The sequence below is a fragment of the Ramlibacter aurantiacus genome (assembly GCF_016722895.1).
Classification (GTDB): domain Bacteria; phylum Pseudomonadota; class Gammaproteobacteria; order Burkholderiales; family Burkholderiaceae_C; genus Ramlibacter; species Ramlibacter aurantiacus.
On sequence record NZ_JAEQNA010000010.1, the window covers coordinates 70,731 to 87,906 of the forward strand.

The window sequence follows — 17,176 nt, forward strand, 5'->3', positions numbered from 1 at the left end:
CTTTCCATGGCGCCTGACTCCTATGCCGTGATGGGCAACCCGGTGGCCCACAGCCGCTCGCCCTGGATCCACGCCCGCTTCGCCGAACTGACCGGCCAGTCGCTCGAGTACCGCGCCCTGCTGGTGCCGGCCGACGGCTTCCCCGATGCGGTGCATGCCTTTCGTGGAGCCGGCGGTCGCGGCTGCAACGTCACCGTGCCGTTCAAGTTCGAGGCCGCCGCGCTGTGCGCGGGCGAGCTCAGTGCCCGCGCCGAGTTGGCCGGTGCCTGCAACACCCTGGTCTTCGACGGGCCGCAAGCCCCGCCACGCGGGGACAACACCGACGGCGTGGGCCTGGTGCGCGACATCGAGCACCACGCGGGCGTGAACCTCGCCGGCGCCCACGTGCTGCTGGTCGGCGCCGGCGGCGCGGCCGCGGGCGTGCTGGGTCCGCTGATCGAAGCCAACCCGGCGCGGCTCACCGTCACCAACCGCACCCTGGCCAACGCCCAGCTGCTGGTCACGCGCCACCAGGACCTCGCCGCACGCCGTGGCGTGCGGCTCGACGCCCTGCCCCTGGACGCGGTGGACCGGCCACACGACATCGTCATCAACGGCACCGCCAGCAGCCTCGGTGGCGACGCGGTGCCGGTGTCCGGCCGCGTGCTGCGCGAGGGCGGACTCGCCATCGACATGATGTACGGCCCCGCCGCCCAGGGTTTCCTCGACTGGGCGCGGCGCCATGGCGGCGTGCCCCGCGACGGGCTGGGCATGCTGGTCGAACAGGCGGCCGAGTCCTTCTCCATCTGGCGCGGCCTGCGTCCGCCAGCCGCCCAGGTGCTGCACGAGCTGCGCCAGCTGCTGGCGCCAGCCGGCGCATGAACTGGAAGCCGCTGCGGCGCTGGCTGCTGTTGGCGGTCGTGGCCTTCCTGGGGCTGCAGCTGTTCTTCGTCGGCCGCATCGCGCTGATGGCGCTGGTCGATCCGCAGTCCACCAGCTTCCAGCGCTCCGAAGCCTGGCGCCTCGCCACCGGCAACCAGCGCCTGCGCTGGCGCCAGCAATGGGTGCCGTACGAGCGCATCTCCCCGCACCTCAAGCGCGCGGTGGTGGCCGCCGAGGACGACGGCTTCGCCAACCACGACGGGCTGGACTGGGAAGCCATCGAGAAAGCCTGGGAGCGCAATGCGCAGGCCGAGGAACGCGCCGCCCGCCTGGCGCAAGCTCGCCCCGGCCGGGCCCGGCCGCCGCGCATCGTCGGCGGCTCCACCATCAGCCAGCAGCTGGCCAAGAACCTGCTGCTCTCGGGCGAGCGCACCCTGCTGCGCAAAGCCCAGGAGATGGTGCTCACCCTGGCGCTGGAGCAGCTGCTGGGCAAGGAACGCATCCTGGAGATCTACCTCAACAGCGTCGAATGGGGCGAAGGCGTGTTCGGCGCCGAAGCCGCCGCCCGGCACTACTGGCGCAAGGGCGCGGACCGCCTCACGCCCTACGAGGCCGCGCGGCTGGCCGTGATGCTGCCGCGGCCGCGCTACTTCGAGAAGGTGCCGAACTCGGCCTACCTGGCCAACCGGGCGAACGTGATCGTGGGGCGGATGAGGGCGGCCGAACTGCCGTAAGACCGGTTTCAGAACGTCCAGCTGTGGCGATCCTGGTCGTGCAGCATCATGACCGTGGCGCGGTTGGCCTTGCACTGCCAGGTCTGCTGCGTGGTGCCGTTGGCCACGAGGTCGACGGCTTCCACGTCCAGCACCGCCGCGCAGCGACGGCCGGGTGCACGCACCGATTCGTAGCGGATCCACTGCACCCGCCGCTCGGCCGCCGCCTCGGCAACCGCATGGGTGTGGGTGTAGTCCTGGTCGAGCGTCCAGGCATCCCGCGCGCCGACCCACGGAGGCACCGTCAGGTCGATCGCCACGCCGTCGATCGCCCCCTGGAAGAAGGTGTGCGCGGTCAGGACGTCTTCATCGGCCAGGCCCTGGCTGTCCATCACGAAGCGATGCCGCCAGTACGCGACCTCGGCGCAGGCCGCGTAAAGCTCCTCGGCCCCGTACCACTGCCCGCGCGAGCCAGCCCGCCTGAACCGGCTGGGGTGCCTGGGCCGGTACCGGAACGGGGTGTAGATCAGGTAATGCTTGTGCCCCCGCATCACCGGGGCCGGTGGCTTGCTCGCTTCCAGCATGCCTTCGAGAACCTCGTGCTCGTGCAGGTCATCGACCAGCCGCGTCGTGGACAGCACATGCTGGGCTTCCACGCCCCGCCAGGCCACCATGGACTGGCGCGCGACGCCCTGGTCGAACCAGTCGGGAGTCCACCGGGTTGCGGTCATGCGGGAGCGCGCATGCCATCGAGGTAATCGAGGGTGGCGACCAGGCCCTCGGGGCGCTCGATCAGCGCTGCGGGCACGCCACCCAGGGCCTGGTTGTAGCTGCGCATCCAGGCCATGCGCTGCTGCCCGTTGGTCCCCACCAGGGCATCGAGCGAGCGGTAAACGCGAACCAGCAGCAGCGAGAGCTGGCCCTGTTTCGAATGCGGGTCGATCCCGCGCAGTCCGTGAACCATGCGCGAGACGGTGGGCTCGCTCATCCCGATGACACGGCCCAGTGCCGCGCCCGACAGGCCCAGCAGTTCAGCGGCACGGGTCGTGGCTTTGGCCAGGACGAACTCGGGGGCGACGACCTGCGGAGCGGCTTGAGGCTTCATGGGCAACCCCTTTCTATAGAAAGATCTTGCCTGATTTTCTCAAGGATTGCGTACCCTGGTACGGCGCAACCTCACTCCGCCGCCTGCCGCAGCGTCGCCACCACCGGCCGCCGGAGCACCTCGCGCAGGCCCCACCAGCCTGCTGCCAGCGCCAGGACCGCCCCGGCCAGGGTGCCCAGCAGCGGCACCCAGGGCGAGGCGCGCCAGGTGAAGTCGAACACGAAATACGCCAGCGCCCAGCCCACGCCCGTAGCCACCAGGCTGGCCAGGAAGCCGGCCAGCAGCCCGACCCCCGCCAGCTCCGCCCGCTGCACCTGCCGCAGCAGCGAGCCGCGCGCGCCGACCGCCCGCATGATCGCGAACTCGCGCGCCCGCTCCTCGCGGGTGGCCGTAACGGCCGCGAACAGCACCACCAGCCCGGCGGCCAGCGTGAACCCGAACAGGAACTCGACGGCGCGGATCACCTGGTCCAGCACGCCCTGCACCTGCATGATGGTGGCGGTCATGTCGACATTGGTGACGTTGGGAAAGGCCCTCACCAGCGCGTTGTCGAAGCCGGGCCGGTCGGGCGCGCGGTACGAGCCCATGTAGGTGACCGGCACGTCGGACATTCGGCTCAGCGGGTACATCACGAAGAAATTGGCCCGCATCGATCCCCAGTCCACCTTGCGCAGCGAGGTGATGCGGGCTTCGGACGTCATGCCGCCGATGTCGAAGCGCAGCACGTCGCCCAGCTTCAGGCCCAGCGTCTCGGCCAGTCCCTCCTCCACGCTCACCGCCCCGGCCTCCTCCGGCTGCCAGCGCCCGGCCACGATCTGGTTGTGCGGCGGCTGCTCGGCGCTGTGCGACAGGTTGAACTCGCGGTCCACCAGCCGGCGCGCCCGGTCCTCGCCGAAGTCGTCGACCGAGACCGCCTGGTCGTTCACCGCCACCAGCCGCCCGCGGAACATCGGATACCAGTCGAGGCGCGAGACGCCACCCTCGCGCAGCGTCTGCCGGAAAGCCTGCTCCTGCTCGGGCATCACGTTGATCACGAACCGGTTCGGCGCATCGGGCGGCGTGGCCGCGCGCCAGCTGGCCACGAGGTCCGTGCGCAGCAGCACCAACAGCACCAGCGCCAACAGCCCCACGGCCAGCGCGCTCACCTGCACCACCGCGTAGGCCGGCCGGGCCGAGATCTGTCGGGTGGCCAGCACCAGCCAGCGCGGCGCGGTGTTTTCGTTCACCGCCACCCGCAGCAGCTTCACCGCCACCCAGCTCAGGCCGGCGAACAGCAGCACCGCGCCGGCGAAACCGCCCACCGCGATCCCACCCAGCTTCAGGTCGCTGCTGGCGGCCAGCAGCAGCACGGCGAAGCCCACCACGCCCACGCCCAGCACCGCGGCCGACGCCGGCTTGAGTCCCCCCAGGTCGCGCCGGATCACCCGCAGCGGTGGCACCCGCGCCAGTTGCAGCACCGGCGGCAGGCCGAACGCGAACAGCAGGGTCAGCCCCATGCCCAGGCCGAAGGCCGCCGGCCACAAGCCCGGCGCCGGCAGCGCCGTCTCGACCAGGCCCGCCAGCAGCAGCACGAAGACGAAATGCACCGCGAAGCCCAGCGCCACGCCCAGCAGGCTGGCGGCCAGGCCGACCAGCGCGAACTCGGTGGCATAGGCCCAGGCGATGCTGCGCTGGCTCAAGCCCAGCACGCGCAGCATGGCGCAGTCGTTGAGGTGCCGGTTGGCGAAACCGCGCGCGGCCAGCGCCACCGCCACCGCACTGAGCAGCGCCGCCAGCAGCGCCACCAGGTTGAGGAATTTCTCGGCCCGGTCCATCGTCTGGCTCATCTCCGGCCGGCCGGACTGCAGCGCCTCCAGCCGCATGCCGCGCTGCTCGCCCGATTCCAGCTGCTGCCCGGCCCACTCGACGAAGCGGTCGACGGACGGGTCGGCGCCCGCCACCGCCAGCCGGTAACGCACGCGGCTGGCCGGCTGCACCAGGGCCGTGGCCGCCAGGTCGGCTTCATTGAGCATCACGCGCGGCGCGAAGCTCATGAAGCCGGCCCCCCGGTCGGGTTCGACCAGGATCACGCGGCCGATGCGCAGCTGGGCGTCGCCCAGCAGCAGCGGATCGCCGACCTTCAGCGACAGCGCGTCGAGCAGCCCCGGATCGACCCAGGCCTCACCCGGCGCCGGGATATCCCGGGTCGGCTCGGCCGGCGCGCCAGGCGCCGGCGCCGTCTGCAGACGGCCGCGCAGCGGATACCCGGGTGCCACCGCCTTCAGCGCCACCAGCCGCGCCGCGCCGCCCTGCGCATCGGGTGCGCGCGCCATGGTGGGGAAGTTGAGGGTGCGCACGGCCTGCAAGCCCAGTTCGGCCGCCTTGCCGGCGAACGCGGCAGGCGCCGGCTGGTCGCTGGACACGACCGCGTCGCCGCCGATGAGCTGGCGAGCGTCACGCTCCAGCCCGCCCTTGAGCCGGTCGGCGAAGAAGCCGACCGCGGTGAGTGCCGCCACCGCGAGCATCACCGCCACGATCACCAGCCGCAGCTCGCCGGCGCGCAGGTCACGCCAGAGGGTGCGCCAGCCCAGATGCCAGAAACGGGGAGGAAGGTGGGGTACGGCGGTCATGCGCGGGAACATACCGCAAGGCAGGGCGGCGGCCGGAATCAAGGTCTTGCGACCGCAATACGCGCCGAGTGCGGGGCCGAGCGCAGCGATGGCCCGTGAAGAAAATCCCCTGTGGCTGCGCCGAGGAGCGCAGGGCGGCGGGGAAAAAGAAGCGCAGACTGTCTGAGCCCCGCAGGGGCGAGTTTCTGCGCTTCCCCCGCCGTCCGAGCACCGCAGGTTGCCCTCGGCGCCCGCAGGGCGTCGAGGGACGCAGACAGTGGGGTCGCCTTTCTTTGGTTCCTTTCTTTGGCGAGACAAAGAAAGGGACTCGCCCGCCGGGGCGAAATCCCGACACGCGGCGACTGCTACAAAAACTGATTCAGTGAGACTTACTCCGGCAGCACCGTGCCTCGGGCCCTTCGACAAGCTCAGGGCGAACGGATGGGGGGCGCGGGCCCTTCGGCAAGCTCAGGGTGAACGGATGGGGGGCGCGGGCCCTTCGACAAGCTCAGGGTGAACGGGGGAAGGGCAAGCTCGGGGCGAACCGAGGAGACAAGACCGCGGGAGCTCTGCCCGGCCACAGGCCCTACCGCGCCAGCAGCTTCAGCCAGCCCCGCACCCCTCCCACCCGCTGCGGCTTGCGCTTGGGCAACACGCCCGTGTCCAGCCGCGCCATCTCGTCGCGGATGCCCTCGGCCAGCTGCGTCAGCCCCGGCTCGCTCATCATCGAGAAGTGCGACCCGTCGATGCGCAACACCCGCATGGGCCCGCTCACGTGCCGCTCCCAGCCCAGGCGCTCGCCGGCCTGCAGGTACTGGTTCTCACTGTCGCGAGCCCTGAACAGCACCACCTCATGGGGATAGGCCTGCGCCTCGTAGCGGGCTTGCGCCTGCACGAAGTTGCGGAACAGGTGGAAGTCCACCAGCTCCGGCGGCAACGGCTCGCCACGGGCCAGCCGCTCCAGCGCCTGGGTGTAGCGCACCTCCATCTCGCGGCCGCGGCGGCGGCGGGCGGGCCAATCCATCAGGAACTTCAGCGACCACTTGCGCATGAGCCAGAAGCGCCGCAGGAAGGGCACCGGCTCGCGCGCGGCCTCGGGCGAGAGGGTGTCGATCATCAGCAGCAGCTCGATCTCAACCCCCTCGGCGCGCAGCTGCTGCGCCATCTCGTAGGCGATGAGGCCGCCGCCCGAGTAGCCGGCCAGGCGGTATGGCCCCTCGGGCTTGACCGCTCGGATGGCCTGAACGTACTGGGTGGCCATGGCCTCGATCGTCTCCAGTGGCGGCAGCCGCCCGTCCACGCCCTGCGCCTGCAGGCCGAAGAAAGGCTGGTCGCTGCCCACCCGGTCGGAGATCAGCTTGAAATTGAGCACGTTGCCGCCCGCGCCATGCACGCAGAACAACGGCCGGCGATCCGGCTGGCCCTTGCAGATCTCCACCAGCGGCGACCAGGCCCGCTTGCCCAGCGGGATCACGTTCGATGGAGCTGCCGTGCGCGCCGCGGCCTCGGGGGCCGGCGCGGCCGTCGCGGGGCGGGCTTGCGCCTCCAGGGCCGATGCCTGCTCGGGCCGGGCTTCAGCAACCAGGGCGGCCAGCCGGCCGAGCGTGGGCGCCTCGAACAGCGTGGCCAGCGGCAGGTCGGCGCCGAACTGCTTGCGGATGCGCGCGAACAGTCGCACCGCCACCAGTGAATGGCCGCCGAGGGCGAAGAAGTCGTCGTCGCGACCGATCTGCTCCACCCCCAGCAGCTCGCGCCAGACCTGGGCCAGCGCCTGTTCCATCGCCGTGAGCGAGCCGCCTTCGCCGTCCGCCGCGCCGGATGGCGCGGACGGGGACGCCGACGCGGTCGTCCGGCGGGCCGGCGCCTGCAATGCACGGCCGACCTGGGCCAGGTCCAGCGACGACACCGTCAGCACCGCGCCCGGCGTGGCGAGCACCCGCTCGAACACGGCCGGTGCGTCCTGCGCGCGGATGCCGCAGGCGCGCATGGCCTCGGCCAGCCCGCCGGGCCGCGGGGTGGCAGCGGCCTTGCGCGGCAGCGACAGCACCGCCGGGTCGATGGCACGCAGGGTGAAGCCCTCGAAGCTCGCCAGCGGCGATCCGTCGGGGCCGTGCAGTTGCACGTCGAACGAGGCCATGCCGTGGCCGGGACGGCCCTGCAGCTCGACCCGGCTGGTGAAGGCCCGGGGCAAGGGCGCGGACAGGCGAATGCGGTCCACCGACACGGGCACCCACAGGCGCTGCTCGCGCTCGGCTTCTTCGAGCAGGTGCAGGCCGAACGTGGCCGCCATGTCGACCAGGGCCGGGTGGCAGGCCCAGGCCTGCAGGTCGCCCTCGAAGCCGGCCGGCAACTCGAGCTCGGCCACCGCGGAACGCTGCGCCAGGCGCATGCGCGCGAGGTTGCCCCAGCGCGGGCCGAAGGCCAGCACCGGGCTGCGCGCCTGGGGCGCACGCCCGGGCTGCCACGGGCCGGCGACCGGCCCGCCCGCGGCCACCGGCTCGGTCGCACCGGCCAGGGCCGCGTGCACGTGCTCGGTCCAGCCGGCGTCCCCGGCGGCGCGGCTGCGCACCAGGAATTCGTGGCCTTCGCCGTCGGGCCGCAGCCGCACCTGAACGCGGCGCGGCGCCGCGTCGAAGCTCATGGCCTCCTCGAAGGACAGCGAGCGAAGCTCCAGCGGCTGGCCCGGCTGCAGCGCCGCGAAGGCGGCGCGCGCGATCTCGATGTAGGCCGTGCCCGGCAGCACGGGGTGTCCGGCCACCCGGTGCTCGTCCAGCACCCACAGGGAGGCCGGGTCGTACACCGCCTCGAACACCACCGCGCCCTCGGCATCGGCGCGCACGCCCAGCAGGGGATGGACCACCTCGCCGGCCGGCGCCTGCAACTCACCCTGGCCTGCGGCGCGCGCCGCCATGCCGATGTCCGCCCACACGCCCCAGCGCAGCACCAGGCCGTCGGGCCGCGACAGGGCCAGCGCCTCCAGCATCGCGTTGGCCGCGACATAGTCCACCTGGCCCGGCGGGCCGAGTTCGACGCTGGTGGACGAGAACACCGCGAACAGCCCCAGCTCGCCCGGCGGCAGCAGCTCGTGCAGCACCTGCGCGCTCTCGGCCTTGGCCGCCATCAGGCGGTGCATGTCGCCGATGGGCTTGCTGCCCAGCGGCCCGTCGGCCAGCTCGCCGGCCGCATGGAACACGCCGTCGAGCGCACCCCACTCGCGCCGGCAATCGGCCAGCACCTGCGCCATGCGGGCGCGGTCGGTGGCGTCGGCGCTGAAGCAGCGCACCTGGCCGCCCGCCTGCTCGATGGCCGCCAGGCGGCCTGCCAGCCTGGCCGCGGAAGAACCGTTCTTGTTCGCGGACCGTGCCGCCCAGTCGGCCCGCGGCGGCGCCTGGCGCCGGCTGACCAGCGCGAGGCGAGCCCCGTAGCGGCGGGCCAGGAACTCGGCCAGCTCCAGGCCGATGCCGCCCAGGCCGCCCGTGATGAGGTACACCCCGCCCTCCCGCAGCCGCGCACCGGCACCGCCCTGCACCGCCGGCCGGCTGGCCTGCGGCTGCCAGCGCTGGCCCTGGCGCCAGGCGCTCAGGTCGCCGGGGGCAGCGGCTGCCACTTCCGACAGCAGCTGGGCGGCGGAGTCGGACGCATTGACCGCCGGATCCAGGTCCACCAGCCGGGTGCGCACCTGCGGCAGCTCGCGCGGGATGACCCGCACCGGCCCCATCGCCAGCGCCTGCTGCGGCGCCAGCACCCGGCCGCCCGCCGGTGCCTGGCTGCCGGCCGAGACCAGCGTCAGCTGGATGGGCCGATCGATGTCCAGTTGCTGCAGCGCGCGGGCGAGCAGCACCGGGCTGTCGAAGCCGCCCCGACGCACGGTGGCGTAGTCGCCTTCGGCGCCGGACGCATCGAGCGCGCCCAGGTGGACGATCTGCCGAGGCAGCATCTGGTCGCGCTCCAGGTGCTCGAACAACTGCACGAAGTCGCCGGGCTCGTCGGGGTTCACCTCGTAATGCGTGGCGTCGCGGCGGCCGAAGGCGGCGCCGTGCGAGGCGGCGACCACGGCGCCGCCCTGCGCCGACAGTGCGCGCAGCAGGGCCGCGCCCAGCGCGCCGCCGCTGCCGACCACCAGCCAGGGCCCCTCGGCCGCAGCGGCGGACGTGGGCAAGGGCACGGGTTGCCAGCCACCGGCGTGGAACCAGTCGTCCATGCGCGGCAGGCGCTGCAGCGAATCACCGGCCGCGGGCGCCGTGCCCGCCGGCGCGGTCTCGGCCAGGGTGACGCGGCCCGGCTCGATCCAGTGCCGCTCGTGATCGAAGGCGTAGGTGGGCAGCGGCGTGCGGCGGCGGGCAGCCGGCCCGCGCAGCGCCGGCCAGGCCATCTCGATGCCGCGGCCCCACAGCGCGCCGGCGCTGCGCAGCATCACCGGCAGGTCGGCCTCGGGCTCATCGGGCTTGCGGGTGGAGGACAGCACGGCCTGGCGGGCGCCGGCGCCGTTCAGGCGGGCCAGCGAACCCAGGCCCTGGCCGGGGCCCACTTCCAGCAGCACCGCATCAGGAAGCTCCGAGAGGATGCGGCGCAGGCCCTCGGCAAAGCGCACCGGCTGGCGCAGGTGGCGCACCCAGTACTCGGCGTCCACCGACTGCTGGGGCGTGATCCATTCGCCGGTCAGGCTGGACATCACCGGCACCGACGGCGAGCGCTGGCCCACCGACTGCAGGCCGGCGCGGAAGCTGTCGATGATGCCGTCCAGCAGGCGCGAATGCGCGGCCACGTCGATGCGCAGCCGGCGCGCCTCCACGCCCTGCGCCGCCAGGCGCGCCTGCAGCGCGGCCAGCGCTTCGCGGGCGCCCGACACCAGGCACAGGTCGGGCCCGTTGACGGCCGCCAGGTCCAGCCCGAACTCCTCGACCAGCGGGCGCAGCGCGTCCTCGGCCAGGTCCACCGAGAGCATGCCGCCGGCCGGTGCCTGCTCGAACAGGCGGCCGCGCAGCACCACGATGTTGAGCGCGTCGGGCAGCGACAGCATGCCCGCCAGGCAGGCGGCGGCGTATTCGCCGGCGCTGTGGCCGATCATGGCCGCCGGCTGAACGCCCCAGGACTGCCAGAGCCGGCCCAGCGCGTACTCCAGGATGAACAACGCCGGGATGCCGCTGGCCGGCGCCTCCAGCCAGGACGGGCCGTCACCCTGCGCCGGCTCGAACAGCCGCTCGCGGATGGTCGCGGGCGCACCGGGCGGCAGCGCCCGCAGGCACTCGTCGACCGCGTCGCGGAAGGCGGGATAGCGCTGCAGGTCGCTGCCGGCGCCGGGGAAGTGCGCACCACCGCCGGGGAACAGGAAGACCACCGGGGGCGCGCTCTTGCCGGCCTGGCCAGCCACGGCGCCACCGCGCGAGCCGGGTGGCGCCGCCAGCGCCGCCTGCAGCCCGGCCAGGTCGCGCGCCACCACGCTCATGCGGTGCGGGAAGGCGCGCCGGCCCTCCTGCGTGGTGTAGGCCGCGTCGGCCAGGTCGAACCCGGGCGGCGGCTCGGCCAGGAAGGCCTGCCACTTCCCGCGCAGCGCCTTCAGCGAGGTCTCGGTGCGCGCCGACAGGGTGAACACCTGCCACTCGGGACCGTCGCCGGATCCACGCGCGATGCGCGGCGGCTCCTCGACGATCACGTGCGCGTTGGTGCCGCCCACGCCGAGCGAGTTGACGCCGGCCCGGCGCGGCTTGGAGCCGGCCGGCCAGGGCTGGGCCTGGTCCTGCACGCGGAAAGGCATGCGCGCGGCGTCGAAGCGGCTGTTGGCGCGGCGGAAGTTCAGCGTGGCCGGCAGCATGCCGTGGCGCAGGGCCAGCAGCACCTTGATGAGGGACGCCACGCCGGCCGCCGTGTCCAGGTGGCCGATGTTGGTCTTGATCGATCCCAGCCCCAGCGCGCCGGGCCCGGCGGCGCCGTAGGCCTGGGTCAGCGCCGCCACCTCGATCGGGTCGCCGACGGGGGTGCCGGTGCCGTGCGCCTCGACGTAGGAGACGCTGGCCGGCTCGATGTCGGCCACGGCCAGGGCTTCGACGGCGGCGCTGGCCTGGCCGTCCACGCTGGGCGCCAGGTAGCCGGCCTTGCCGCTGCCGTCGTTGTTGACGGCCGAGCCGCGGATCACGCCGTAGACGTGGTCTCCGTCGCGGATGGCGTCGGCCAGGCGCCGCAGCACCACCACGCCGGCGCCGCTGCCGAACAGGGTGCCCGCGGCCTCGTCGTCGAAGGCGCGGCAGTGGCCGTCGGGCGACAGGATCTCGCCTTCGGCGAAGCGGTAGCCGCGCCGGTGCGGCAGGTCGATGCTGGCGCCGCCGGCCAGGGCCATGTCGCACTCGCCCGAGAGCAGGCTCTGCGCGGCCACGTGCACCGCCACCAGCGAGGTGGAACAGGCGGTCTGGATGCCGATGCTGGGCCCCTTCAGGTCCAGCAGGTAGGACACGCGCGTGGTGAGGAAGTCCTTGTCGTTGCCGGTATGCCGCAGCAGGAACAGGCCCATCGACTGCAGCAGCGGCGCGTTGGTGAGCAGGTTGTAGGCCATGTAGGTCTGCATGCCGCAGCCGCCGAACACGCCGATGGCGCCGTCGAAGCGCTCGGGCACGTGGCCGGCGTCTTCCAGCGCCTCCCAGCAGCACTCCAGGAAGTGGCGGTGCTGCGGGTCGAGCACCGCCGCGTCGCGCTTGCTGAAGCCGAAGAAGCCGGCGTCGAACATCTCCATGTCCGGCAGCGGCAGCGTGGCGCGCACGTAATTGGGATCGGCCAGCTCGGCGTCGGTGACGCCGGCCGCGCGCAGCTCGTCGTCGCCGGGCCATTCGGTGGCCTCGCGCCCGTCGCGCAGCAGGCGCCACAGCTCGGCGGGGTTGCGGGCGCCGGGGAAGCGCCCGGCCATCCCGACGATGGCAATCTGCCCCGACAGGTCACCCGGCGGCAGCGTCGTCTCGGTCATCAGTCCTCCCTCTGTTCTCTCTGGTCTCTCTGGTCTTCAGGCCGTCCGTGCCTGCGAACGCAGGGCCCGGCGCGCCTGGGCGCGGCTCAGTCCCTCATTGACCGCTGTGTCGCGGGTGTCGCCGCCGCCGCGCAGGTGCCCGGCGATGGCCGCCACCGTGGTCAGGCGGAACATGTCGGTGATGGACACCTCCTGCCCCACCGCCTCCTTCAGGCGCCGCTGCACCTGGATCACCAGGAGCGAGTGCCCGCCCAGGTCGAAGAAGTTGCTCTCGCGGCCGACCTCGGGCAGGCCCAGCACCTGGCACCAGATGCCGGCGACGGTCTGCTCCAGCGGATCGTGGGGAGCGGCGCTCGCGGCGGGCGTCGGCGCCGCCGGTGCGGCCGGCGCGCCCGTGGCCGGCGCGGCCGCCTGGGCCAGGGCCTTGCGGTCGATCTTGCCGTTGGGCGTGAGCGGAAAGCTCGCGCGCACCGAGATCAGCCGGGGCACCATGATGTCGGGCAGGCGCTCGGCCAGCGCGCGGCGCAGGGTGTCGGCATCGGGAGCGGGCTGGCCGGCGGCGGCGGTGACGTAGCCCACCAGGAAGGCTTCCCCCGCGGTGTCCTGGCGCGCGATCACCACGGCTTCGCGCACGCCCGGCTGGCTGGCCAGCGTGTTCTCGATCTCGCCCAGCTCGATCCGGTGGCCGCGGATCTTGACCTGGTGGTCCAGCCGGCCCAGGAACTCCAGCCGGCCATCGGGATGTCGGCGCACCAGGTCACCGGTGCGATAGAGCCGTTGGCCCGGATGGCGCTCGTCGGCGATGAAGCGCTCGGCATTCAGCTCGGGCCGGTTCAGGTAGCCGCGGGTGACGCCGTCGCCGCCGATCAGCAGCTCGCCGGGCACCAGCGCCGGGCACTCCTGGCCCCAGGCGTTGCGCACGTGCAGCCGGGTGTTGGCGATGGGCTCGCCCAGCGGCACCAGCTCGCCGATCTGCGCCAGGTCGGCGCAGCTGGACCACACCGTGGTCTCGGTCGGGCCGTACATGTTCAGCAGCTTGCCGGGCACCAGCTCGCGCAGCTGCGTGGCCAGGGGCAGCGGCAGCGCCTCGCCGCCGACCAGCAGGGCCGAGAGCTTGGACAGACCGGCCCTGCCCTCGGCGTCGGCCACCAGCATGGTCGCCATGGACGGCGTGCACTGCAGGTGGGTGATGCCGTGGCGCGCCAGCTGGGTGGCCACGCTCATGGGGGCGCGGCGCGGCTGCTGCGCCAGCTGCATCAGCCGCCGCAGGTCATGCAGCTGCGACAGCACGGTGTCGGTGGCGATGCCGAAGTCGATCAGGCAGGCGATCTCGTTCACGCCCGCGTCCTGCAGCTTCTGCACCATGGCCAGGCAGCGCTCGGGCGTGCCGATCAGGGCGCTGGTGTTCCAGTAGCGCGAGAACGCGTGGTCCAGCAGCGCGTCCATCTCGGCATCGGTCAGCGGCTGCTCCTGCATCACTTCCAGCGGCGTGCGGCCGGCGGCGGCGCCGCGCTGCACGAAGGTCGGGAAGCTCCAGGCGGCCTGGCGGATCAGGTCGACCGAGCTGCGCAGGTAGGTCTTCATCGGGCCGCGCGCGATCTCGCGCACCTGCTCCTCGTCGGGGCCGACGAAGGTGTGCAGCATGAGCGTCACCTGCCCTTGGCCCGAATGGCCGGCCTTGCGCCAGGCCTCGCGGTACACCGCCACCTTCTGCGCCACGTCTTCAACCGTCTGCCCCAGCAGGTGGGTCAGCACGTTGCAGCCCTTCTCGCCGGCCTGCTGGAAGGTCTCGGGGTTGGAGGCGGCGGTGAGCCACATCGGCAACTGCCGCTGCACCGGGCGCGGCAGCGTGCGCACGGCCACCGGCTTGCCGTCGTGGCCGGGGAATTCCACCGTCTCACCGGACCACAGGCGCCGCACCGTGTCGATGCCATCGAGCATCAGCTGCTTGCGGTTGGCGAAGTTCTGCGGTGCCAGCACGAAATCATTGGGCTGCCAGCCCGCGGCGAAGGACACGCCCACGCGGCCGCGCGAGAGGTTGTCCACCAGCGACCAGTCCTCGGCCACGCGGGCCGGGTGGTGCAGCGGCAGCACGCAGCTGCCGGCGCGGATCTGCACGCGCCGCGTGATGGCGGCGATGGCGGCGCTGGCCACCATCGGGTTGGGATACAGGCCGCCGAAGGCGTGGAAATGGCGCTCGGGTGTCCACACGGCGGCGAAGCCGTTCTCGTCGGCGAAGCGCGCGCCCTCCATCAGCAGGCGGTAGCGGTCGGCGGTGTCGGCGGCCGATTCGTCGCTGGAGAAATAGAACAGGCTGAAGTCTGGGCCGCTGGCCTGCGCCTGCGCGGAGGCGCTGGAATACAGCACCACCGGCACGCCGCGCGAGAGCGTCCACAGCAGCTCCAGCACCGAGATGTCGAAGGACAGGCTGGTGACCGCCAGCCAGCGCGAGCCCTCGTCGCGCGGTACGCGGCGATCCATGCCGGCGAAGAAATTCAGCACGTTCGCATGCGTGACCATCACGCCCTTGGGCTGGCCGGTGGAGCCGGAGGTGTAGATCAGGTAGGCGGTGCTGTCGGCGCGCACCGCCGGCAACGGCGTGCCGGGCGATGCCGGCGCGGCGTCGGGCGACACCGCCTGCGCGGGCGGCAGGTCCAGCATCGCCGCCTGTTCCGCCCGGCACACCACCAGGCGGGTCGCGGAGTCGGCCACCATGTAGCGCAGGCGCTCGCGCGGGTACTCGGGGTCCAGCGGCAGGTAGGCGGCGCCGGCCTTGAGGATGGCCAGCACGGACACCACCAGGTCGAGGCTGCGCTCCAGGCACACGCCCACCGCGTCGCCCGGCCGCACGCCGCGCTCGCCCAGCACCCGGGCCAGCGCGTCGCTGCGCGCGTGCAGCTCGCCCCGCGTGAGGGCCTGGTCGTCCCAGCGCAGGGCCTCGGCGTCGGGCTTGGCGGCCGCGGCCTGCACGATTTGTCCATGCACCGGCTGGCTCAGGTCCACCGCGACGGCGGTGCCGTCATTGCTGGCGTCGACCTGCGCAGCCTCGTGCGGCGGCAGCAGGCCGAGGTCGCCCACGCGCACACTGCCATCGGCCCGGGCGAAGGCCTGCAGCCAGGCATCGAGATGGCGCGCCATCAGCTGGGCCACCGGGTTGGAGAAGGCGCGGGCATCCACGTGCAGCTCGAGCGGCTGCCCGGGCTGGCCGGCGCGCAGTTCGAGCAGCAGGGGGCTGCCGGTGCCGGCGCCGCCCAGCGACAGGCCGACGGATGGCAGTTGCGCCTGAGGCTGCGCACCCGCGCGCAGCCGCAGGTCCCGGGTCAGCGGCCCCGCTTGCCGGGCCTGTGCCAGCACCGATTCGGCGCTCGCGCAGGCCTGGGCCACGGTCGCCGCCGGTTGCGCCGCCAGCGTGACCGGCACGCGGGCACTGGCCCACGCCTCGATACCCAGGGATGCGTCTGCCAGCGCGGCGTCGGCATAGGCCAGCGAGACCTGGTCCTGGCCACTCAAGGCGGCCAGCCAGGCGGCGAAGGCGGCCAGCGTGGCGGGTCCGCGGTCCACCGCCTCCAGCCGCAGCACGCGCGGCGCGTCGGCGCGGTCTTCGGTCGAGGGCGTGTGCAAGGGGTACGGCAGTTGCAGCGGGCGCACCTGGGCGAGCGCCTCGCGCCAGAACACCTCACCGCGCGCCAGCCGCGGCGCGCGCTCGTTCAGTTGCTGGCGGCGCGACGCGTCCAGCGCCGGCAGCACCAGCCCAGGCCGCAGCTCGGCCCCGGGCGCGCTGCCATCGGGCCGGCAGCAGCCTTCGAGCACCAGGTCACCGTCGGCGGTGGCCACGCGCAGGCGATCGCCCTGCACGTCCAGCACCGTGCCCGGCGTGGCCGCCGTGCGCGTGCCGGGCAGGCGTGTGCCGCGAACCAGCAGCAGCTCGTCCCCTCCCAGCCAGACCTTGCACAGTGCCAGCGGGTTGGCGTAGTTGCCGAAGGCCAGGCCGCGGCCCAGCGCGTGCAGTTCGGCGGATGGCCGGCTGAAGTCGAGCGTGGCCAATTCCGGCGGCCGATGGTGGCGGCCGAAGTAGCTGCGTTCGCCCTGCTGCGGCTGCAGCGCGAGGTCACCGCTGGCGATGCCCGGCAGCAGGCTGCAGAACGCCTGGAAGCCCGCTTCGTAGCAGCGGGCGTTGAGGCTGAACGCGGTCTCGTCGGGCGACAGCTCGAACAGCGTCTGGCAGGCGATGCGGCCTTCATCGACCTTCGCCGTCATCTCGTGCCAGGTCACGCCGTGCTGGCGCTCGCCGGCCATCAAGGCCCACGCGGTGGCGTTCAGGCCCGCGTAACGCGGCAGCGGGCCGTCGTGGAAATTGAGCGCGAGCTTGCCGGCGCGCCTGACCAGGTCTTCAGGCAGCACGTGCAGCCACGCGACGCTGAACAGGTGGTCGAAGGCGATGCCTTCGAGGCGCGGCGCACCGCCGGTGATGGCCTCGGCCGTGATGCCTTGTTGCCGGGCCCATTCGAGGATCGCCGGATCGGCGCTCGCCACGGCCGCGATCTGGTGGCCTTCGCTGCGATACGCCTGCGCACACCGGATCAGGAGGGTGCCGTCGCCCACGAATACTGCACAGGAGGGTTTGAACATTCAACGTCTCGCAAGAAATTGATACATGGTCGTCACGCTGCGCTCCCCGCAGCCCGCGGTTCGACCGCGGCGTGAAGACGCTCGCATCCGGTTCCTATTGGAAGCACGATCAGGACGGTGCGGGCGAGCCCGAACGGGCTATGGACATAGGCCCCCGGGCACTCTCGCGGAAAGTTTCCACACCGGTTGTTTCGCATCTGCACTGATCGGAAGGAAGGCAGGCATTTCATTGCCTGCTGAACTTCCATCTTGCTACGGCCAAGCCGGGCCGTGGGTGGGCGAATGGCTCAGATCCCGACGTAACGGCGCCGATTACAAAAACATTCGG

The 17,176-nt window shown here is 72.8% G+C and carries 7 protein-coding genes; 2 read left to right on the forward strand and 5 right to left on the reverse strand.

What is annotated here, in order from left to right:
• Positions 1–6 precede the first annotated feature (6 nt).
• Both aroE and mtgA read left to right on the forward strand, forming a co-directional pair.
• Positions 7–861 (forward strand): shikimate dehydrogenase, encoded by an 855-nt coding sequence (gene aroE, locus JI739_RS21280; RefSeq protein ID WP_236589947.1) that lies wholly within the window; start codon positions 7–9, stop codon positions 859–861.
• Entirely contained in the window at positions 858–1,595 is a 738-nt protein-coding gene (gene mtgA / locus JI739_RS21285) for a monofunctional biosynthetic peptidoglycan transglycosylase (protein WP_201686019.1), read from the forward strand. Before aroE ends, mtgA begins: the two co-directional genes overlap by 4 nt.
• A gap of 8 nt (positions 1,596–1,603) precedes the next feature.
• Here mtgA and JI739_RS21290 read toward each other — a convergent pair whose 3' ends face one another.
• The 5 genes from JI739_RS21290 to JI739_RS21310 all read right to left on the reverse strand — a co-directional run bounded on the left by JI739_RS21290 (position 1,604) and on the right by JI739_RS21310 (position 16,848).
• On the reverse strand, positions 1,604–2,305 hold the full coding sequence (locus JI739_RS21290; protein ID WP_201686020.1) for an RES family NAD+ phosphorylase: 702 nt from the start codon (positions 2,303–2,305) through the stop codon (positions 1,604–1,606).
• The gene (locus JI739_RS21295; protein ID WP_201686021.1) at positions 2,302–2,679 is read right to left on the reverse strand and encodes an antitoxin Xre/MbcA/ParS toxin-binding domain-containing protein; all 378 of its coding nucleotides are present in this window, start codon (positions 2,677–2,679) and stop codon (positions 2,302–2,304) included. The genes JI739_RS21290 and JI739_RS21295 overlap by 4 nt, the downstream gene beginning before the upstream one ends.
• Before the next feature lie 71 nt (positions 2,680–2,750).
• A complete protein-coding gene (locus JI739_RS21300) occupies positions 2,751–5,288 on the reverse strand; it encodes an ABC transporter permease (RefSeq protein ID WP_201686022.1) in 2,538 nt (845 codons plus the stop codon).
• A 565-nt stretch (positions 5,289–5,853) separates the two neighbouring features.
• Positions 5,854–12,219 (reverse strand): type I polyketide synthase, encoded by a 6,366-nt coding sequence (locus tag JI739_RS21305; RefSeq protein WP_201686023.1) that lies wholly within the window; start codon positions 12,217–12,219, stop codon positions 5,854–5,856.
• Between the two features lie 36 nt (positions 12,220–12,255).
• Complete coding sequence (locus JI739_RS21310; RefSeq protein ID WP_201686024.1) at positions 12,256–16,848, reverse strand: MupA/Atu3671 family FMN-dependent luciferase-like monooxygenase; 4,593 nt, start codon at positions 16,846–16,848, stop codon at positions 12,256–12,258.
• Positions 16,849–17,176: the final 328 nt, after the last annotated feature.

Coding starts and splice junctions, on each gene's coding strand:
- mtgA (WP_201686019.1), top strand. CDS start 858: ATGAACTGGAAGCCGCTGCGGCGCTGGCTGCTGTTGGCGGTCGTGGCC.
- aroE (WP_236589947.1), top strand. CDS start 7: ATGGCGCCTGACTCCTATGCCGTGATGGGCAACCCGGTGGCCCACAGC.
- JI739_RS21295 (WP_201686021.1), bottom strand. CDS start 2,679: ATGAAGCCTCAAGCCGCTCCGCAGGTCGTCGCCCCCGAGTTCGTCCTG.
- JI739_RS21300 (WP_201686022.1), bottom strand. CDS start 5,288: ATGACCGCCGTACCCCACCTTCCTCCCCGTTTCTGGCATCTGGGCTGG.
- JI739_RS21305 (WP_201686023.1), bottom strand. CDS start 12,219: ATGACCGAGACGACGCTGCCGCCGGGTGACCTGTCGGGGCAGATTGCC.
- JI739_RS21290 (WP_201686020.1), bottom strand. CDS start 2,305: ATGACCGCAACCCGGTGGACTCCCGACTGGTTCGACCAGGGCGTCGCG.
- JI739_RS21310 (WP_201686024.1), bottom strand. CDS start 16,848: ATGTTCAAACCCTCCTGTGCAGTATTCGTGGGCGACGGCACCCTCCTG.